Consider the following 21,305-nt stretch of genomic DNA (forward strand, 5'->3'; position numbering starts at 1 on the left):
ATTTCCGGTTACTTCTAGGAGGAAGAACACGTGAAATGGATGCGTACACCGATTAAAGTTTTCGTATTATCAATATGGTTCCTCTGTTTTGAAATGTCTACTGCATTTGCTTTAAATGATACGGGAGAAGTTAGAGTTGATGGATCCTCAACGGTTTTTCCTATTATAGAAGCAGTAGCGGAGGAATATACAAAGGTGCATCCAGACGTGAAAATTTCCATCAGTATTTCTGGAACTGGGGGAGGATTTAATCGTTTCAGTAAAGGAGAAGTAGATATAAATAATGCTTCGAGAGTAATGAAACAAGTCGAGAAAAATGAAATGAAGAAAAACTCTATTCAGTTCACACCTTTTGAGGTTGCTAACGACGGTCTTACGATTGTTGTGAATCGCCATAATACATGGGTAGACGATATGTCAGTAGACGAGTTACGACTACTTTGGAGTGAAGATGGAAGAGAGAAGCGATGGTCACAAATTCATTCAACATGGCCACGTGAACAAGTGAAGTTTTATGCACCAGGCGTAGACTCTGGTACGTATGATTATTTTCAAAATGTCATCTTACAAAATCATCGCATTGTAAAAAAAGTCTCTTTGTCTGAAGATGATCAAGTTATTATGCAAGGGGTAATGAATGATAAACATGCCATTGCTTTTGTAGGATATGCTTATTATATGGCTAATCGAGATAAGGTGAAAGCAATAAAAGTAAATGGTGTATTTCCGACGAAAGAGACCATTCAATCAGGTAAGTATAAGCCGTTATCTAGGCCGCTACTTACTTATGTGAATAATGCATCTATCCGAAATAAAATGAATGTAGCAAACTATGTTGAGTTTATGATTCAGCATGTCGGTAACCTCGCTGAAGAGGTCGGGTATGTAAAATTAAGAAAAGAAAAATATAATGAACAGCTGCGTATGTTAACAGAAATAAAAAGGTAATGTCAGGGTGGAAAGGGGTTTTCATCTTTGGCTCATAATGACAAAAGTCAAATTACATTTTCTGTACAACATTTGATTGAAAGAAATACAAAACAAAGAAAAAAAACGCAGCGAATCAATCGAATAGTACCTTTATTACTAAAAATAATTGCTAGTGTTTCTATTGTGACGACACTTGGCATTGTTTTTACGCTCTCTAATGAAACAATCATGTTTTTTCAAAAAATATCATTATACTCCTTTTTAACGGAGAAAGAATGGTTACCATTTTTTGAAGATCCTAAATTCGGTATATTACCACTTATATGTGGAACGTTCCTTGTAACAGCAATTGCTATGTTTGGAGCAATTCCTATCGGTTTAGCGTGTGCCGTATTTTTAAGCGAATATGCTTCAAATAGTGCACGGAAAATATTAAAGCCGATGTTAGAGCTATTAGCAGGTATCCCGACAATTGTATATGGTTTTTTTGCATTAACAGTTGTTACACCGCTTTTACAAAGGATTATACCAGATTTACAGTTTTTTAATGCGATTAGTCCAGGAATCGTTATCGGATTTATGATGATGCCTACAATTGCATCTCTATCTGAAGACGCGATGAGAGCTGTGGCGAAAGGGACGAAAGAAGCTTCATTAGCACTGGGAGCGACGCGGTTTGAAATGGTAAAACAAGTGGTGTTTCCGTCCGCTTTTACAGGGATTATGGCAGCAATTATATTAGCAGCTTCTCGTGCAATTGGTGAAACGATGATCGTTGTAATTGCAGCAGGATCCACACCAAATGTATCGCTTGATCCGACACATTCTATTCAAACGTTAACAGCCTATATTGTGCAAGTAAGTTTAGGTGATGCTCCGCATGGAACGATTACGTATTACAGCATGTATGCTGTAGGCGCAACATTATTTTTGTTTACCTTTATTATGAACATCATTTCGCAGTCAATTATGCGCCGTTTTAGGAGGATGACATAATATGCGAATGTTGAATCATAAAAAAATACAAAAAAATATGGCATCACGCTTTTTAAAAGATCGAATTTACAAATTGTTATTTTATATAGCAATTTTATTTTCAATCGTAATTTTGTTTTTGTTACTGTTTCAAATTGTTGAAAAAGGTATAAGTTATCTTTCAATAGATTTCTTTACAAATTTCGCTTCACGTAATCCGAAAGAAGCTGGTATTGCTGCAGCTTTGTCAGGGACAATATTATTTATGAGTATTGTTATACCTGTTTCTTTTATATTTGGAGTTGGAACAGCACTTTATTTAGAGCAATATGCGAAGGAATCTCTATTTAAAAAAATAATAGAGATTAATAATCAAACGTTAGCAGGAGTACCATCCGTTGTATTTGGATTGCTTGGTTTAACTATTTTTGTATATGCTCTTCATTTAGGAGAGAGTATAGTTGCAGCAGCATTGACGATGAGTCTACTCGTTTTACCAACAGTTGTTGTGGCGAGTCAAGAAGCAATTCGAACAGTACCAAGTGTTTTATTAGAGGGTTCTTACGGATTAGGTGCTACGAAGTGGCAAACGATGTATCAAATTGTATTGCCATATGCTTTCCCAGGGATTATAACGGGCTGTACGTTAGCGATATCAAGAGCAATTGGAGAGGCTGCACCACTATTAGTTATTGGGGCACTTGCGTTTGCAAATTATGTTCCATTTAGTATGTTTGATAGATTTACAGTTCTACCAATTCAAATTTTTAATTGGATGAGTAGGCCACAAGAAGAATTTCAGTATGTAGCAGCAGCTGGGATGATTGTTTTGTTAGGTTTGTTGCTATTTATCAATATATTTGTTTTATGGTTACGAAATCGAAAATAAGTTGGAAGTGGATGAAAGGGGAATTCAAATGGTAGCAACAGTAGTAAATGTACAGGTGAAAAACGAAGAGAAAATCGAGACTGCGCCAAAGAAGGTAGTATTTGATACGAAAAACTTAAATTTATGGTACGGGGAAGACCATGCTTTAAAAGATATTAATTTAAGTATTCATGAGAATGAAGTTACAGCCATTATCGGTCCAAGTGGCTGTGGTAAATCAACGTACTTAAAAACATTAAATCGCATGGTAGAGTTAGTACCGATCGTTCGAACTACAGGTGTAATTGAGTATAGAGAACGCAATATATTTGATAAATCATATCCAGTTGAAGAATTAAGAACGCATGTAGGAATGGTGTTCCAAAAGCCAAATCCATTTCCAAAATCTATTTATGAGAATGTAACATACGGTCCAAAAATCCATGGTATTCGTGACAAAAAGACATTAGATGAAATTGTTGAAAAAAGTTTACGTGGAGCAGCGATTTGGGATGAGTTAAAAGATCGTTTGCACGATAATGCATACGGTTTATCTGGTGGACAGCAACAGCGTCTATGCATCGCACGCTGCTTAGCTATTGAGCCAGACGTTATTTTAATGGATGAGCCAACATCGGCATTAGACCCAATTTCAACATTGAAAGTAGAAGAATTAATTCAAGAGCTAAAGAGAGATTTTAGTATTGTTATCGTAACGCATAATATGCAACAAGCAGCGCGTATTTCAGACAAAACAGCTTTCTTCTTAAGCGGGGAAGTTGTGGAGTATACAGATACAAACAAATTATTTACGACTCCTTCAGATAAGCGTACAGAAGATTATATTACAGGTCGCTTTGGTTGATATCGTTTCAAAGCTAAGAGCAAATGCCCTCTTAAGAGAGGGCATTTCTTATTTTATCTTACTGTTAATAAAGAAGTAATACTTCTCCTTATCTTAAGGTTTATTACAAGCGTAAGAGGCTATGTAGGAGATTTACCCCGCTATTTGCGGGCAGTAAGACCCCCACCTTAAAATTTAGCGAAAGCAAAGAAGTTAGGGAGGGGATCTTGCTGCCTATCAAATCCCGATTGATGAGGGTTGATTAAAGTTTCACTTTTATATAATGGCACATAATATTGAGGGGGAAGAAAAATGGTAAGAGAACAGTTTCAAGGTGATTTAAAAGCGTTACAGCAAAAGGTGATTGAGCTTGGAGAATTAGCAAATGCGGCTTTATTGATTGCTATGGAAGGTCTGCATACAAGGGATGTAGAGAAAGCGTTAGAGGTCATTGATGGTGATTACCGCATGGATAATTTAGAAGAGGAAATAAACGATCTTGCGCTTATGCTCATTACGAAGCAGCAACCTGTAGCAAGTGACTTAAGAAGGATTTTTATTTCAATTAAAACAGCGACAGATTTAGAGCGCATTGCAGATCATGCTGTTAATATTGCAAAGGCTACAATTCGTCTTGGGGAAAAAGAAGTGGCTGTTAGTTTGCACAACCTAGATGAAATGTTTGCGGTTGCAAATGAGATGTTGCATTTAGCGTTAGAAGCATATGAACAAGAAAATTTAACTTTTGCGAAACAAATTGCTGAAATGGATGATTCCGTTGATGAAATATATGGAAAAGCAATTCGTGAGTTTATATCTTCAGTTCCGGAACAACCAGAAGCAATTACGCAAATTACACAATTATCATTTGTCGCGAGATATATTGAGCGTGTAGCAGATCATATTACAAATATTGCTGAAAATGTCTTTTATTTAGTAAAAGGAAAGCATTATTTATTGAATGAGTAGGAAAAAAAGCAGGTGATGAGAAATCACCTGCTTTTTTTAGTCAAAACATGACAAAAAAAGCTCGTTGTTTCCTTTAGTTTATGATGATAAGATGTATCATAATGTAATGGGAAAATTAGTATATATGTTTGTCGTTAATAAGTATTATTTACCAATTTATAGTAAGCGCTTTCTTGTTGTTTGAAATGTACGTTTTTATAGGTTAGAAATTTAATTATATAGTCTTCTAAATGAGGATGTGTTTAACTAATCAAGTTTATGCTGCTAGTTCATGTGGGATAGGGAATATACATATGGTATATGGAGTTACTGAACATTATATAAGTGGAGGCTGAAGTATATGAAGGGGGTTATTTTAGCTGGAGGAAAAGGAAGGCGCCTTAGACCATTAACATGTAATACTCCAAAGCCGATGTTACCATTATTAGAAAAACCAGTTTTAGAATATAATATTGAGTTATTACGCCAGCATGGTATTCGTGAAATTGCAATTACTGTTCAATATATGAGTACGACCATTAAGCAATATTTTGGTGACGGTAGTAAATGGGGAGTTAACTTGTATTATTTTGAAGACTCTCCTCCGCTTGGTACAGCAGGGAGTATTAAACAAGCAGAACAATTTTTAGATGAAACATTTGTTGTGATAAGCGGGGATGCATTAACTGACTTTCAATTATCAGAAGGAATTAGGTTTCATGAACAAAAGAAAAGAATGGTAACAATGTTTGTGAAAGAAGTAGAAAATCCACTCTCATTTGGATTGGTTGTAATGAATAAAGACCAGGAGGTTACACGATATATAGAAAAGCCGGGCTGGAATGAGGTAGTATCTAATGTTGTGAATACAGGCATATATATTATGGAGCCAGAAATCTTTTCTTACATACCGCCTAGGCAATTTTTTGATTTCAGTCATGATGTGTTTCCGTTATTGGCAAACAAAAATGTGTTATTCGCATATTTGTCAGAAGGTTATTGGTTAGATATCGGCACATTTAATCAATATCGACAAGCACAATTTGATTTGTTAACGAAAAAGTTACAAGTACCTATTCCTTATACAGAAGTATTACCGATGGTATGGATGGGAGAAGGGGTGACGATTGGTAAAGGGACGAAAATTCATGGCCCCTCTTTTATTGGAGAAGGAGCAAAGATTGGTACAGGAGCTGTAATTGAGCCATATTCTATTATTGGGAAAAATAGTATCGTTTCAAATTATTCTCATCTTCAAAAAAGTATTGTTTTTGCAAATACCCACATTGGGAAGTATTGTGAACTATTAGAAACGACAATAGGAGAGCGTACAATAGTTGAAGATGATGTTACACTGTTTCAAAAAAGTGTTGTAGCGGATCACTGTCACATCGGAAGAAGTACGGTAATTAAGCAAAAAGGAAAACTATGGCCTTATAAGGCGATTGATAGTCATTCGATAGTAGGAGCGGCTGGTATTCAAGAAAGTGAAATGAGTGCAGGGTGGTTACAAAAAAGCCGCATTGTAGGAAGAGGGAATGTTGAAATTACTCCGCAGTTTATCGTGAAGATTGCGATGGCGTATGGTTCTCTTTTTAAAAAAGGAGAAAGTATATTAATTGGAAGTCAAGAAAATATAGAAACAACCTCTTATAAAAATTTATTTTTACATGCTATTCATGGTATAGGGATTCATACGATGGAATGTAAAGAAATGAACGAGTCACTTTTTCAATATAGTGTTCACCAGTTGCAATGTGCAGGTGGTGTTTTCATTCAAGTGGAGAATGAGAATGAGATTGTTATAAAGTTATACGGTCAAGCTGGCATGCCGTTAACGTATAAGCAGCAAAAAGAGATAGAACAAGTATATATGTCCGAATTGTTTTATTACGTGCATGAGAAAGAAATGGGGCGTAATAAGCTCGTTCATGTTTCTATGAATGAGTATATAGAAGTTATATTGGAGCATATTGATATCGAGAAAATACAGATGCAGAAGTTTCATCTTCTTATTAATAAGAGAAATGATACGTTGCAACATTTACTCATGCTCTTTCTGCAAAGACTTGGTTGTACAGTTACATGGATTTATGCAAGCGAACAAAAAGATCATGTGAAAGCTTTGATGAAATCAAGTAAAGCGAATATGGCTCTTATGTTTTCTGAGCAAGGAAATCATTTCGAATTATACGATAAACATAGTAATATTTACCAAGGTACAGATTTGGAAGAGGTAGATATTCCAGATTTCTTACTCGAATCGACAAGAAATATTTACCCAATGTCTTTGAAGTTAGGAGAATGTTATCTTCTATTTTATACGCAGGATGAAAGAAAGTCGTTTCAAGTAAGGTGGAAGCGAGATATTTTATATCGGATTGGAAAATTATTCGAGCTAATAGCATTGCAAGGAAAAACGTTTCTCAGCATAGTAGAGCAATCACCTCCGCTCTATTTACTTTATGATGAAGTGGTATGTTCATGGAATGAAAAAGGGGAAATTATGAGGAAATTATTGGATGATATAGAAAGGAAGGGAGAAGGTATATTTGAAGGAGTACAGTTCAAATATACTGAAAAAGAGTGGTCTTATATCGTTTCTGACACAAAACAACCAAAATTTTTGGTGTATTCACATGCTAGAAACCCAGTAATAGCAAGGGAAAATATGAAAAATCTTATAGAAAAAATTAGACAATATCAAAAGGTGTAGAATTTTTATTTTAAAAGTGGTATTATAGTATAGTCTGATTTAAGTTATTAGTACTGGAGGGAAATAAGAATGCGTGTGAATATTACTCTAGCATGTACAGAATGCGGAGATCGTAACTATATCTCAAAGAAAAATAAACGTAACAACGCTGAGCGTATCGAGCTTAAAAAGTATTGCAAGCGTGACAAGAAGTCTACGTTACACCGTGAAACAAAGTAAGCAGTAGGAATATTTTCCTACTGTTTCTTTTTTTATTCGATTCCTATGTTAAAAGTGATACACTATCAGCATAGAGTAAAGTGTCACTGTAAGGGGGAGAATGTGTGAAAGCAGAGAAAGTACGTTTACGTAAACAAATAATAGAACACATGAATTCTTTATCAGAAGAACAGTATACAACTTTATCAGAACAGATTGCATTTTCGTTGTATGCGCAAAAAGAGTGGGTTGAAGCTAAAACAATTGGAATTACTCTTTCAATGGAAAATGAAGTGAATACATATCCTATTATCGAAAAAGCTTGGGAAGAAGGAAAGAAAGTTGTAGTTCCTAAGTGTAATAAAGGAACTAGAACGATGTCCTTCCGGCAAATTAATAATTTTGATCAATTAGAAACGGTGTATATGAATTTACGTGAACCGATTCCTGGGCTTACGGAAGAAGTGAATATGGATGAAATTGATCTTCAAATTGTCCCAGGCGTAGCTTATACAGAACGAGGAGAGCGAATTGGGTACGGCGGTGGCTATTATGATCGTTATCTCGTGCATTATAAAGGGAAAACGCTGTCATTAGCGTATGATTTTCAAATGGTAAAACACATTCCAGTAGAGCCATTTGATAAAAACATAGAAAAAATTATTACAGAAAAAGGAACACTGCTTATAAATAAGCTTGTATAGACAAATAAAAATTGACGAGACTTTTTCTTCTTGATTATAATAAAATATGTGAACGTTTTCTTATTATAATTTTTTATAGTAAGTGAGCATAGAGGGTGATGAAATGGTATCTATTTATGATATTCAGCAATTGCTAAAGAAATTTGGTACGATTATTTATACGGGAGATCGAATTGCAGATTTACAATTAATGCAAGATGAATTGCGTGAATTAAATCAATCACAGCTAATCGATCCACAAGACTATCAAACAGCTTTATTTTTATTGAAGCAAGAAATTCAAAAAGAGCTAAATAAGAATTAGATAAAGGTAGGTAAGCAACATGGAAGAGAAATGGTTAGTTGGTGTTGACCTTGGTGGTACAACGATTAAATTAGCATTTATTAATGTATACGGTGAAATTTTACATAAGTGGGAAATCCCTACGAATACAGGTGAGCAAGGAAAACATATTACACTTGATGTTGCGAAAGCAATTGATAAAAAGCTAGAAGAATTAGGCGAATTGAAGAGCAAATTAATTGGTATTGGTATGGGAGCTCCTGGTCCTGTACATGTGGCGTCTGGAATGATTTATGAAGCGGTTAATTTAGGATGGAAAAACTATCCGCTAAAAGATTTATTAGAAGTAGAAACAGGATTACCTGTTGTTATTGATAATGATGCAAACTTAGCAGCGCTTGGTGAAATGTGGAAAGGTGCTGGTGAAGGTGCAAAAGATTTAATCTGTATGACACTTGGTACGGGCGTTGGTGGTGGTGTAATCGCCAATGGTGAGATTGTACACGGCGTGAGTGGTGCTGCTGGTGAGATTGGACATATTACAGTCGTTACAGAAAATGCTTTCCCATGTAATTGCGGGAAGTCTGGTTGCTTAGAAACAGTAGCATCTGCGACAGGTATTGTACGTGTTGCTATGCAAAAAATACAAGAGACTAATAAAGAGAGCATGTTGCGTTCTATGTTAGCTGAAGAAGGACGTATTACATCAAAAGATGTCTTTGAAGCAATTGGACAAGGTGATGAATTAGCAGGTGAAGTAGTAGAAAAAGTAGCTTCTTATTTAGGATTAGCTGTAGCGAACCTTTCTAGTACATTGAACCCAGAGAAAATTGTTATTGGTGGAGGCGTGTCTAAAGCTGGAGATGCGCTATTAGAACCAATTCAACGCTATTTCGAGCAATACGCTTTCTCACGTGCTGTAAAGAGCACGAAGTTAGCTATTGCAACACTTGGTAATGATGCAGGTGTTATCGGAGGAGCTTGGCTTGTAAAAAAGCACAAATACGAAGCGAAGATGATATAAGTTGTGAAATATGAAAAGAGGAAGGGGGAACCCTTCCTCTTTTTGTGTAAAATCTCGATGAAGAATAAAGTGTAAACGAATTAAGCTGCTGGTGGATACCCGTTATATAGAACAGTCATGATCGTAAACCATCCGAAAACGAGTACAGTTGCAATTGCAAAGCCGCTCGCGAAAAAGTTTTTTTCACGAAGTGTTCTAAGCGTAGCAAATACAGCTAACAGAGTGACAAGTGTAAAAATAATAACAAGGCCCATACAATATCCTCCTCTGTCTACCCATTTCTTATTATGAGTTTTTGGAATATTTACTCTTTTATATTGTACATGTTTTAAAAATGATTGTCGAGATAGCATCCTTTCTTTTCCTCAGAGAAAGAAATGTTGTATCATTAAAAGTAAGTTTAACAACTGGAGGAGATTTTCATATGAAATGGATACAAATGCCGTTAGGCCCATTACAAACAAATGCTTATATTTTAATGAACGATCAAAAAGAGTGCATTATCTTTGACCCTGGTCATGAAGGTGAAAAGCTCGTTACATATTTACAAGAAGAACAATTAAAACCATTGGCTGTTTTATTAACACATGCTCACTTTGATCATATCGGTGCTGTTGATGCCGTAAGAGACGCTTTTCATATTCCTGTGTACGTACATAAAGAAGAAGCAGATTGGTTAGGAGATGCAACTGTAAACGGCTCTCAAATTTTTATGATGAACCGCAGTATTACAGCAAAACCAGCGGATCATATTATTGATGCAGAAGGTACATTAACAATTGGATCATTTAATTTTGAAATTTTTGAGACACCAGGACATTCTCCAGGAAGTATTTCTTATTATAGTAAAGAAGCGAATGCTGTATTCTCAGGAGATGTATTGTTCCAAATGAGCATTGGAAGAACAGATTTGCCTGGTGGAAGTTTTGCTGAATTAATTGGAAGTATTGAAGAGAAATTATTTGTATTACCAGATGAAACAGCGGTATTATGTGGACATGGTCCAGAAACAAGCATTGGCTTTGAAAAAGAAAATAATCCGTTTTTACAATAAGGAGTCATTATGGGAATGGAGCTCATTTTAAGAGAATGGATGGGGAAAGAAAAGGATTATTCAATTTCATATAGTACGTATATGAACCTTGTATTGTATACGGAGGGTCATGGATATTATATGAAAGAACGTGAAAAGATTGGAAGACAAGGGGATTTTTTTACAAGTAGCAATGTATCCTCTGTTTTTGCAAAAACTTTTGCTAAACTTTTTATTCGTCTTGTTGAAAATGGTGAAGTTGCTTCGAATATTTGTGAGGTTGGTGGGGGAACAGGGAAGTTTGCCTATGATGTTTTACAAGAATGGAAGCAATTATCTCCAAACACCTTTATTAATTTAAACTATTCAATGATTGAAGTGAGCCCTTTTCATAGGAAATTACAGCAGGAGAAACTTGGCTCATTTTCTAATGTATCGTACTATACCTCCTATAGTGAAATGGGAGATTCTTTCGAGGGAATTCTTTTTTCGAATGAGTTGTTTGATGCATTTCCTGTTGAAGTAATTGAGAAAAGAAATGGTATATTGTATGAAGTACGTATTACATATACAGAGGAAGGAAACCTTTCAGAAGTATGTAGGCCGTTAAATAAAAGAATTGGTCGCTATTTATTGAAATATAATATTCATATTGCTGAAGGGCAACGTTTTGAAGTACCAATTGTTATGGAGGAGTATATAAAAGAAATTTCGAAATGGTTTCAAAAAGGTATATGTATTACAGTTGATTACGGATACACAAAAGAAGAATGGATGCATCCAGCACACCGCGAAGGAAGTTTGCGAGGATATTATCAGCATAAGCTAATGCGTAACCCACTAGCGCATCCAGGTGAAATGGATCTTACTACTCATGTTCATTGGGACGAGCTAAAGGAGATGTTTAGTATGCAAGGAATGAGTGCAGTATGGCATAAGAAACAATCTGAGTTCTTGTTAGCTGCAGGGATATTAGAACAGCTTACGAGCCATCAAGATACGAATCCTTTTTCTGAAACGCAAAAACAAAATCGAGCAGTTCGTTCTATGATTTTAAATGGAGGAGTAGGGAGTTCGTTTGATGTTGTTATACATACAAAAGATATGCAACATTTACATTTGGATCGGTATGTAACAATATAAAAAACAAGACACAGTATATACTGTGTCTTGTTTTTTAATACGACTTATGTAGTATTATATATTTCCTCTCATGATATATATTTATATTAAAGATATGAGATAAAAAATATAGAATACGTTCTTTTTCTGCGATTATTAGTCCCTAACCTAATAATACGCGAACGAGTTGAATGATTGTTTCATTCTCTACTTTGTAATAAATTTCCAATCCTTTTCTTTCACTAGAAACGATTTTAGCGCTTTTTAATTTTGCTAAATGCTGTGAAATTGTAGATTGTGGCATGTTTAAGCCAGTATACATTGTAGAAACGTTGCTTGGACCGCGCTCGATTAATCCTTTTACGATACATAAACGAACAGGATGAGCTAGCACTTTTAATAATTCTGCATTACTTTCATATAGTTCTAATTCTTTTTGAAAGGTTTCTAACATGTTCTTTTCCACCTCCGTGTGAGCTATTATACCATACTATACATACCAAAAATTTAAAGAAAAGAAAATAGTTGTTGCAGAAAAAAAGTCCTAAAGTAAAGAAATTGTAAGAAAAGAGACCCGGATGTAAATAAAATAGGTAAATTAGCATGTTTTTGTAAAATGACATTTTTGGGTGAAAATTTCGATGCGTTTTAAAAATTGAAAGATATAGATATATTTGTAACACAATTTTATCATGATTTTCTTATTCTTTCAAATGAATATACGAAATTTTTAAAATAATATGACAAAGGAATTATAATGATATATATAGAATATAAAACAGGTTAAAAGAAAAGAAGCTGAATGTCATTCGCTTCTTTATGGTGATAATGAAATATTTGATTACGGCTGATAAATCTTAGGATGATCAAGTCATTAGTCATTTATTCTAAAATTCATCTTTTAGCAACGTTAAAAATCTGTGATTCCATATGTTCTCATAAAAATCAATTGTCTCTTTTGCGGACATAAAAGGATTATTCAACGTAGAGGTTGTTTTCTGTCCCATAAAGTTTTCGTATCCTAGTCCGTGGGCAAACTTAATCGTTGCATCCATACAGTACTCTGTTTGGGCGCCACAAAATTCAATGCGATTTACAGATAATTGATCTAAAATTTCTTTTAAGTTTGTTTTATAAAATGAATTTGCATGTGTTTTTCTTACAAAAAAATCTTGTTCTTGAACATCTAGATCGGTATGAATAGCCCAAAGTTCTTTCTCGGGTACTAAATCATCATCACAATGTTGAACAAAAAGGATTGGTTTATTTAATTTTCTATATGAAGAAATTCTTTTATTTACTTTTGTTAGTAAGTTCTGTAAATCAAATAAATGCTCCTCGCTATAACATACGCCATTTTGTAAATCGATAACGATTAAAATATCTGCACAAGTATCCATTATTTTCACCCCTTTTTATTTCTTAATATATCAATTAACCCATTATTTAGAAATAGATGATATACTTTTATTTTTTATGGACTATAAGAAAAGAAGAAATTCAAATGAATATAGCTAAACCGCATAAAAAGAAGATATGAAAACCTAATCTCATATCTTCTTTTTCTCTATGCATTTACAGGTTCTTCTACATAAGAAAGGGCATTTTCAAAATCGGATATTAAATCGTTAACATTTTCAAGACCGACTGATAACCGAAGTAATGAATTAGAGATTCCTCTTTTATCACGAGCTTCTTGCGACAGTGCTGCATGTGACATTTTTGCTGGATAAGAAAGAATTGACTCTACAGCTCCTAAACTAACTGCAAAAACAGGCAATTTTACTTTTGATAAAAATTTGCGGAGTGCATCTTCTGACTGCAAAGTAAACGATAAGACCGCTCCAGCTGATGTTGCTTGAGATTGTTGAATATCAAATCCGAGATGAGTTTGTAATCCCGGATAATAGACATTTTTAACTTTAGAGTGCTCTTGTAAATAATGTGCGATTTTATTGGCATTTTTAGCTGAATGTTCGAGGCGTACATGCAATGTTTTTAGACCGCGAAGTACGAGAGAACAATCTTGAGGTCCTAAAATAGCACCGAATGCATTTTGTAAAAATCCAAGCTTTTGAGCGAGTTCTGAATCTTTTACTACTGCTAATCCGGCAGTAACATCACTATGACCAGCAATAAATTTTGTAGCACTATGAAGAACGACATCAGCTCCAAGTTCAAGTGGTTTTTGGAATAGTGGTGTCAAAAATGTATTATCAACAAAAGTAAGAGCCCCAATAGATTTTGCGAGTTTAGAGACCTCGCGAATATCTGTCACTTTTAAAAGTGGGTTAGAAGGTGTTTCTACATAAAAGAGCTTTGTATTTGGTTTAATGTTTTGTTTTATTTCTTCTAAATTGGTCATATCAACAAATGTATGTGAAACACCGTAACGGGAGAGTACCTCAGTTATCACTCGGTAAGTGCCTCCGTACACATCTTCTGAAATGAGTACGTGATCACCTTGTGAAAGAAGGAGGAATGCAGTGGAAATCGCTGCAATGCCTGATGCAAAGGCGAATCCTTTTGTTCCGCCTTCTAATAAAGCAATGATATCTTCAAGAGCTTCACGAGTTGGATTTCCTGACCTGCTATAGTCATATTTTCCGAACGTATCTACATCAAACTGGTGAAAAGTTGATGTGTTATAAATAGGAACGTTCACAGCGCCTGTTTGCGAGTCGTGTTTATATTGGTTGTGTAGTAAGAGTGTATCTATAGAATAGCTCATATTCTTACACCTTCTTTTACGAGTTTAATTGCTTGCTTTAAGTCTTGAATTAAATCGTTACTATTTTCAATGCCAACTGAGAATCGAAGAAGACGATTGCATACGCCGTTTGCTGTTCTAATTTCTTCAGGAATATCAGCATGTGTTTGCGTTGCTGGATAAGTCATTAAACTTTCTACACCACCAAGACTTTCGGCAAATGTAATTAAGGATAAAGATTGTAAGAATGGATTAATCCAAGCTTCATCTTTAAGGCGGAATGAGATCATGCCACCTCTTCCTGGATAAAATACATCTGTCACCCCGTCCTCATCATTTAAATACGCAACAACTGCTTTCGCATTTTCTTCATGTTGCCTCATGCGAAGCGCTAACGTTTTCATACCGCGAATTAATAACCATGAGTCAAATGGGCTTAAAACTGCACCTGATGCATTATGATAATGAGCGATTTCCTCGCAAAGTTCCTTTCCTTTTGCAACGACAAGCCCGCTTAGTACATCGTTATGTCCCCCTAAATATTTCGTTGCGCTATGAAGTACAATGTCAGCACCTTCTGTTAATGGTTGCTGTATATAAGGTGTGTAGAAAGTGTTGTCTACAATAAGAAGTAGTCCGTTCCTTTTCGCTACAGTTGCGACAGCAGCAATATCAGTAACTTGCATTAATGGATTAGTTGGAGTTTCTATGAAAATAGCCTTCGTTTCAGTTGTGATAGCTTGCTCAATTTGTTTAATAGACTGTGTATTTACGTATCTACATCGAATATTCCACTTTTTTTCATGCTCAGAAAATAATCGATACGTTCCCCCGTATAAATCTTCAGATACAATAAGTTCGTCTCCAGAGCGGAATAGAGAAAGGACGAGGAGAACAGCCGCCATCCCTGAACTACAGGCATAACCTTGTTCGCCATATTCTAAGTCTGCGATCGCCTGTTCTAAAAGACCGCGAGTTGGATTGCCAGTTCGTGAATAGTCAAAGCCAGTAGATTTACCAATTCCTTCGTGACGATAAGCGGTTGAGAAATAAACTGGTGGATTAACCGTTCCGGTTGTAGTTTCACTGCGATTTCCGATTTGTGCTAGTTTTGTTTCGATTGTTGACATGTGAAAATTCCTCCTTTTTAAATTGAAACATTAAGTGAATATAAAATAAAAAAAGCCTTCTAAGAAGAAGGCTTTCGGTTTGAATAGAGTCTTCTTCTCATCTGTCAAATCTTTCACAATTTGCTGGAATTAGCACCTTATTAACAAAATGTTAATGGTTGCTGAGGCGTCACAGGGCCAGTCCCTCTACCTCTCTAGATAAGAATGTTCGTATGAAATTTTTATTATGTTTTTAACTTTACAATAAAATATAACTGAATTGCAACTTTATTTTAAATAATTTTTATTTTTCCGCAAGTGTCATTGACTTTTACTTTTGTGCATGCTAAATTTATTAAAAAATTAACAAACATTGTTAAAAGGGGAACGCATTTCCTTTTAGCTACATAAATAAAATAATAAAGACAACTCTTATTGAGAGCGGTGGAGGGAAAGGCCCTGTGAAACCCGGCAACCTTCAAACGAAATGTTTGAAACGGTGCTAATACCTGCAAAATGAATGTTTTGCATAATAAGAGGAGGAACGATTATGTCCCCCTCTTCAAAGTGAAGAGGGGGTTTTTATATTGATAGAAATGAGGGAGAGTCGTGAAATTACTAGATTTATTATCAAAAGGAATTGTAATAGGTGATGGTGCGGTTGGGACGTTATTGCATTCACATGGTTTGCAAAGTAGCTTTGAAGAATTGAATGTATCTGATCCAGACTTAATTATATCGATTCATAAACAATATGTAGCTGCTGGAGCAGATGTAATTCAAACGAATACGTATGGAGCAAATGAGGCGAAATTACGTATGTATGGTTTAGAAAATCAAGTTACAGAAATTAATAGAGCGGCAGTAAAACTGGCGAAAGCATCTGTGACAGATAAAAATGCAATTTTAGGAACAATTGGTGGTATGAAACATATCGGAGCTGTTACAACGACTGATATGGAAAGAGAGTTTATGTTACTTGAACAGGCAGGGGCTTTACTAGAAGAACAGGTTGATGGATTACTATTAGAAACTTTTTACGATGAATTTGAATTACTTCATGCCGTTAAAGTATTGCGTAAGCAAACGAATATTCCAATTGTTGCGCAATTAGCGTTACATGAAGCAGGTACGACTCAAAATGGAAATGATGTCAATGAAATATTAAAGCAACTTATAGATTACGGTGCAAATGTTGTTGGATTGAATTGTCAACTAGGGCCGCTTCATATGACGGAAGCTTTCAAAATGATATCGATTCCTCAAAATGGCTATTTATCAGCATACCCAAATGCAGGCCTCCCGAATTATGTGGATGGACGTTACGTATATGAGGGAAGCCCAGCTTATTTTGAAGCGATGACACCGAGATTTATTGAGCAAGGTATTCGGTTATTGGGTGGTTGTTGTGGTACGACTCCAGAACATATTCAAAGTATGAAGCGCGCTGTTGCGAATATTACCCCTGTAATAGAAAAAGACACGATTCAAAGGCCGAAAGTCGTTCATACGCATGAGAAACGTTCGAAGGCTCACGTCACTCTAGCAGAGAAAGCGAAAAAACAAACGACAGTTGTAGTGGAATTAGATCCACCGAAAACGTTAGATACACAGCGTTTTTTTGAAGGAGCAAGAGCGTTAAAAAGAGCGGGAGCAGATGCTATTACTCTAGCAGATAATTCATTAGCATCGCCTCGTGTTTCTAATATGGCGATGGGTGCGTTATTAACGAAGCATGATATCCCAGTATTGACGCATTTAACGTGTAGAGATCATAACGTCATTGGACTACAATCTCATTTGTTAGGTTTATCGGCGTTAGGGATGGAAGAAGTGTTAGCTTTAACTGGTGATCCAGCGCGCGTTGGTGATTTTCCCGGTGCCACTTCTGTATATGATTTATCCTCTATTGAGCTTATTAAAATGATTAAAGAAATGAACGATGGACGTTCAATTTTAGGGAAATCAATTGGACCGGCGACAAGGTTTTCTGTAGGCGGCGCATTTAATCCTCACGTGAGGCACTTAAAAGCAGCGGTTAAGCGAATGGAACGAAAAATAGATGCTGGAGCGGAGTATTTTTTAACTCAGCCAATTTACGATATCAAGTTAATTGAAGAAGTGTATGAAGCGACAAAGCATTTGGAACAACCTATTTTTATTGGAATTATGCCGTTAGTAAGTAAGCGGAATGCAGATTTTCTTCATTTTGAGGTGCCGGGTATTACTCTTCCTGAAGAAATAAGAGAGAGAATGGATGGACATGAAACAAAAGAGGCAGCAATTGAGGAAGGGATCCGCATTTCACAAGAATTGGTCGACGCAGCGATGAAATATTTTAATGGTATTTATCTTATTACACCATTTTTAAAGTATGAAATTACAGAACATCTTGTTAAATATGTAAGAGAAAAGCAAGAAGTGAAAGAAGGTATTAATTGATGAAGTGTATAGAAGAAAAATTAAAAAATAGCATTTTAATATTAGATGGTGCAATGGGGACAATGATTCAGCAAGAGGATTTAACTGCTGAAGATTTCGGAGGAGAAGAGTACGAGGGCTGTAATGAATATTTAGTGGAAACAAGACCAGACGTTATTTTAAAGATTCATAAAGCTTATATTGAAGCTGGAGCGGATATTATTGAAACAAATACATTTGGGGCAACGAATATTGTACTAAGTGATTATGATCTGTCTCATTTAGATGAAGAACTAAATGAAAAGGCAGCACTTTTGGCGAAGCAAGCTGTTAAAGAAAGCGGGAAGGAAGTATATGTTGCGGGAGCGATGGGACCAACAACGAAAGCAATTAGTGTTACAGGTGGTGTGACTTTTGAAGAATTGATTGAGGCTTATACAAGGCAGGCACGAGGATTATTAAAAGGAGAAGTTGATGTATTACTCGTTGAGACGAGTCAAGATATGCGTAACGTGAAAGCAGCTTATATTGGAATTCAAGCCGCTTTTGAAGAACTGAAAAAAACGGTTCCTATTATGATTTCAGGAACGATTGAGCCAATGGGAACGACTCTGGCTGGGCAAACAATTGAAGCTTTTTATTTATCAGTAGAACATATGAAACCATTATCTGTTGGGTTAAACTGTGCGACTGGTCCGGAGTTTATGAGGGACCATATTCGTTCACTATCTGATTTATCGGAGTGTTACATTTCTTGTTATCCAAATGCAGGTCTTCCTGATGAAGATGGACATTACCATGAATCTCCATCTTCTCTTGCTGAAAAGGTGAAGCGATTTGCTGAAGAAGGATGGGTTAATATTATTGGTGGTTGTTGTGGCACGACACCAGAACATATAAAAGCAATGAAATCCGCGCTAGCATCTCTTAGGCCTCGTGACCATCATGAGAGAGAAGGACATGGAATTAGTGGATTAGAAGCACTGCAATATGATGAGTCTATGAGACCGTTATTTGTAGGTGAAAGAACGAATGTTATTGGGTCACGTAAATTTAAACGCTTAGTAGCAGAAGGGAAATTTGAAGAGGCTGCTGAAGTGGCAAGAGCGCAAGTGAAGAAAAATGCTCATATTATTGACATTTGTATGGCAGATCCTGATCGCGATGAAATAGAAGATATGGAAAACTTCTTAGCAGAAGTTACGAAAGTTTTAAAAGTACCGATTATGATTGATTCAACAGATGAAAATGTGATGGAGCGAGCTCTTACTTATATTCAAGGAAAAGCTGTTATTAATTCAATTAATTTAGAAGATGGAGAAGAACGATTTAAAAAAGTGACACCGCTTCTTCAAAAGTATGGTGCCGCTATAGTTGTAGGAACAATTGATGAAGACGGTATGGCGGTTAGTGCGGAACGAAAGATAGAAATTGCGAAAAGAAGCTATGAATTACTTACAAAGAAGTATGGGATACGCCCGTCAGATATTATTTTTGATGCACTTGTGTTTCCAGTAGGGACAGGTGATGAAGAATATATTGGCTCAGCGGCAGCGACTATAGAAGGAATTCGCCTTATTAAAGAAGCGTTACCAGAGTGTTTAACGATTTTAGGTGTAAGTAACATATCATTTGGTTTACCACCGGCTGGACGTGAAGTATTAAATTCAGTCTTTTTATATCATGCTACGAAAGCAGGATTAGATTACGCGATTGTGAATACGGAAAAATTAGAACGCTATGCGTCGATTCCAGAGGAAGAAAAACGCCTTGCAGATGCATTACTGTTTGAAACGACGAAAGAGACGTTAGAAGAATTTACAAACTTTTACCGAGTTGCTAAAAAGAAAGATGTCGTTGTGCAAGAAACGTTAACGCTTGATGAAAGACTAGCAAATTATATTGTAGAAGGTACGAAACAAGGATTACACGAGGATTTAAGTCTTGCACTTGAAGAAGGAAGAAAACCTCTTGATATTATTAACGGTCCGCTTATGACAGGGATGGACGAGGTAGGACGACTATTTAATAATAATGAACTTATTGTTGCTGAAGTATTGCAAAGTGCCGAAAGTATGAAAGCCGCTGTAAGCTATTTAGAGCCACATATGGAATCTAGTGATAGTGCGAAAAAAGGGAAAGTATTGTTAGCAACTGTAAAAGGTGACGTGCATGATATTGGGAAAAATCTCGTTGAAATTATTTTAGCGAATAACGGATATGAGATTATTAATTTAGGAATTAATGTACGTTCGGATCGAATTGTTCAAGAAGTACAAGAAAAGAAGCCGGACATTATAGGCCTTTCAGGTTTATTAGTAAAATCAGCGCAACAAATGGTAACGACTGCTGAAGATTTAAAAGCGGCAAATATTGATGTGCCCATTGTTGTAGGTGGTGCAGCGTTAACGAGAAAGTTTACAGATAATCGGATTTCACCATCATATAAAGGACTCGTTTGTTATGCGAGTGATGCGATGACGGGGCTCGATATTATTAATAAGCTTCAAAAAGAAGAAGAGCGTGAGAAGATGAAGCAGGATAAAAAAGAACGTCATCTTCATATCGTAAAAAAAGAGGAGAAGAAAGTAGAAATTCCAGCAGTAATTGAGCCATTACCAAAATCAGAGGTTATGGTGCCTGATTCAACAAAACGAATTGTATTACGAGATGTTCCAGCCCTTCATCTCGCACCATTTCTGAATAGACAAATGCTACTTGGGCATCACCTTGGATTAAAAGGAAATGTGAAGAAGCTTTTGAAAGAGGGAGATAAGAGAGCACATGAATTAAATGATTTAATAGATGAATTATTGCAGGAAGGACAATCTTGGTTAAAGCCGAAAGCAGTGTATCAATTTTTCCCAGCGCAAAGCGACGGACAAAACATTGTAATATATGATCCAGAAGATCATACGCGTGTTATAGAGCGTTTCACATTCCCTAGACAAGGAAAGGCTCCCTATCGTACTTTAGGTGATTATTTGCGCCCAATAGGAGATGAGATGGACTATGTTGCTTTCTTATCTGTTACGGTTGGGGAAGGAGTTCGGGATATTGCTGAAGAGTGGAAGGCGAAAGGTGATTACCTACGTAGTCATGCCATTCAATCGTTAGCGCTTGAATTAGCGGAAGGACTTGCTGAAAAAACACATATGCTCATTCGTGACCGCTGGGGCATTCCGGACTCACCTGAACTGACGATGGAAGAACGTTTCCGTACGAAATATAGAGGAATACGAGTGTCATTTGGTTATCCGGCGTGTCCAGAACTTGCAGATCAAGAAAAGCTATTTCGCTTAATTCATCCAGAGGAAATAGGTATTTCATTAACAGAAGGATTCATGATGGAGCCAGAAGCGTCCGTAACGGCTATGGTATTTTCTCACCCTGAGGCAAGATATTTTAGTGTATTATAGT

General features: G+C 36.0%; 19 protein-coding genes and 2 riboswitches. Of the genes, 14 read left to right on the forward strand and 5 right to left on the reverse strand.

Annotated elements, in window-relative coordinates; all coding sequences use genetic code 11:
* Positions 1-30: 30 nt before the first annotated feature.
* The 10 genes from MR136_RS02385 (at position 31) to glcK (ending at position 9,490) form a co-directional block, all read left to right on the forward strand.
* A complete protein-coding gene (locus MR136_RS02385) occupies positions 31-948 on the forward strand; it encodes a PstS family phosphate ABC transporter substrate-binding protein (protein ID WP_000871830.1) in 918 nt (305 codons plus the stop codon).
* A gap of 27 nt (positions 949-975) precedes the next feature.
* Positions 976-1,926, forward strand: a complete 951-nt coding sequence (gene pstC, locus MR136_RS02390; protein ID WP_017673545.1) for a phosphate ABC transporter permease subunit PstC — start codon at positions 976-978, stop codon at positions 1,924-1,926.
* A 1-nt stretch (position 1,927) separates the two neighbouring features.
* Positions 1,928-2,794, forward strand: a complete 867-nt coding sequence (gene pstA, locus MR136_RS02395; RefSeq protein ID WP_061457709.1) for a phosphate ABC transporter permease PstA — start codon at positions 1,928-1,930, stop codon at positions 2,792-2,794.
* A 28-nt stretch (positions 2,795-2,822) separates the two neighbouring features.
* On the forward strand, positions 2,823-3,638 hold the full coding sequence (pstB, locus tag MR136_RS02400; protein WP_000226687.1) for a phosphate ABC transporter ATP-binding protein: 816 nt from the start codon (positions 2,823-2,825) through the stop codon (positions 3,636-3,638).
* 291 nt (positions 3,639-3,929) lie between these two features.
* Positions 3,930-4,586 (forward strand): phosphate signaling complex protein PhoU, encoded by a 657-nt coding sequence (gene phoU, locus MR136_RS02405; protein ID WP_000251240.1) that lies wholly within the window; start codon positions 3,930-3,932, stop codon positions 4,584-4,586.
* Between the two features lie 340 nt (positions 4,587-4,926).
* Positions 4,927-7,281, forward strand: a complete 2,355-nt coding sequence (locus tag MR136_RS02410) for a sugar phosphate nucleotidyltransferase (protein ID WP_061457708.1) — start codon at positions 4,927-4,929, stop codon at positions 7,279-7,281.
* Positions 7,282-7,350: 69 nt separating this feature from the next.
* The gene (gene rpmG, locus MR136_RS02415; protein WP_001265616.1) at positions 7,351-7,500 is read left to right on the forward strand and encodes a 50S ribosomal protein L33; all 150 of its coding nucleotides are present in this window, start codon (positions 7,351-7,353) and stop codon (positions 7,498-7,500) included.
* Positions 7,501-7,604: 104 nt separating this feature from the next.
* Positions 7,605-8,183, forward strand: coding sequence for a 5-formyltetrahydrofolate cyclo-ligase (locus tag MR136_RS02420; RefSeq protein ID WP_000642750.1), 579 nt, complete (start codon positions 7,605-7,607; stop codon positions 8,181-8,183).
* 103 nt (positions 8,184-8,286) lie between these two features.
* Positions 8,287-8,487, forward strand: coding sequence for a YqgQ family protein (locus MR136_RS02425; RefSeq protein ID WP_000253699.1), 201 nt, complete (start codon positions 8,287-8,289; stop codon positions 8,485-8,487).
* Between the two features lie 19 nt (positions 8,488-8,506).
* A complete protein-coding gene (glcK, locus tag MR136_RS02430) occupies positions 8,507-9,490 on the forward strand; it encodes a glucokinase (protein WP_017673547.1) in 984 nt (327 codons plus the stop codon).
* 80 nt (positions 9,491-9,570) lie between these two features.
* Here glcK and MR136_RS02435 read toward each other — a convergent pair whose 3' ends face one another.
* Positions 9,571-9,744 carry a DUF2759 domain-containing protein gene (locus tag MR136_RS02435; RefSeq protein WP_000524852.1) on the reverse strand — a complete coding sequence of 58 codons (174 nt, stop codon included), beginning with the start codon at positions 9,742-9,744 and terminating at the stop codon, positions 9,571-9,573.
* Between the two features lie 170 nt (positions 9,745-9,914).
* On the opposite strand from MR136_RS02435, the gene MR136_RS02440 reads away from it, so the two are divergent.
* Positions 9,915-10,544 carry an MBL fold metallo-hydrolase gene (locus tag MR136_RS02440; protein WP_000871225.1) on the forward strand — a complete coding sequence of 210 codons (630 nt, stop codon included), beginning with the start codon at positions 9,915-9,917 and terminating at the stop codon, positions 10,542-10,544.
* Between the two features lie 9 nt (positions 10,545-10,553).
* Positions 10,554-11,666: a class I SAM-dependent methyltransferase gene (locus MR136_RS02445; RefSeq protein ID WP_000525150.1), complete on the forward strand. Its 1,113-nt coding sequence runs from the start codon at positions 10,554-10,556 to the stop codon at positions 11,664-11,666.
* A 142-nt stretch (positions 11,667-11,808) separates the two neighbouring features.
* Here MR136_RS02445 and MR136_RS02450 read toward each other — a convergent pair whose 3' ends face one another.
* The 4 genes from MR136_RS02450 to metI form a co-directional block, all read right to left on the reverse strand.
* Positions 11,809-12,099 carry an ArsR/SmtB family transcription factor gene (locus tag MR136_RS02450; RefSeq protein WP_000894377.1) on the reverse strand — a complete coding sequence of 97 codons (291 nt, stop codon included), beginning with the start codon at positions 12,097-12,099 and terminating at the stop codon, positions 11,809-11,811.
* Between the two features lie 433 nt (positions 12,100-12,532).
* Positions 12,533-13,045: a cysteine hydrolase family protein gene (locus MR136_RS02455; protein ID WP_000379157.1), complete on the reverse strand. Its 513-nt coding sequence runs from the start codon at positions 13,043-13,045 to the stop codon at positions 12,533-12,535.
* A gap of 167 nt (positions 13,046-13,212) precedes the next feature.
* Entirely contained in the window at positions 13,213-14,376 is a 1,164-nt protein-coding gene (gene metC, locus MR136_RS02460) for a cystathionine beta-lyase (protein ID WP_000122299.1), read from the reverse strand.
* Positions 14,373-15,485, reverse strand: coding sequence for a cystathionine gamma-synthase/O-acetylhomoserine thiolyase (metI, locus tag MR136_RS02465; RefSeq protein ID WP_017673550.1), 1,113 nt, complete (start codon positions 15,483-15,485; stop codon positions 14,373-14,375). The genes metC and metI overlap by 4 nt, the downstream gene beginning before the upstream one ends.
* A gap of 94 nt (positions 15,486-15,579) precedes the next feature.
* Positions 15,580-15,690, reverse strand: a riboswitch (SAM riboswitch).
* 203 nt (positions 15,691-15,893) lie between these two features.
* A riboswitch (SAM riboswitch) is annotated at positions 15,894-16,003 on the forward strand.
* Positions 16,004-16,073: 70 nt separating this feature from the next.
* On the opposite strand from metI, the gene MR136_RS02470 reads away from it, so the two are divergent.
* Together MR136_RS02470 and metH are read left to right on the forward strand one after the other, a co-directional pair.
* Positions 16,074-17,906, forward strand: a complete 1,833-nt coding sequence (locus tag MR136_RS02470) for a bifunctional homocysteine S-methyltransferase/methylenetetrahydrofolate reductase (protein ID WP_000770352.1) — start codon at positions 16,074-16,076, stop codon at positions 17,904-17,906.
* The gene (metH, locus tag MR136_RS02475; protein WP_061457706.1) at positions 17,906-21,304 is read left to right on the forward strand and encodes a methionine synthase; all 3,399 of its coding nucleotides are present in this window, start codon (positions 17,906-17,908) and stop codon (positions 21,302-21,304) included. The genes MR136_RS02470 and metH overlap by 1 nt, the downstream gene beginning before the upstream one ends.
* The last annotated feature ends 1 nt before the right edge of the window (position 21,305 follow it).

Origin of the sequence: Bacillus cereus group sp. BfR-BA-01311, assembly GCF_022664295.1 — a bacterium.
Classification (GTDB): domain Bacteria; phylum Bacillota; class Bacilli; order Bacillales; family Bacillaceae_G; genus Bacillus_A; species Bacillus_A cereus.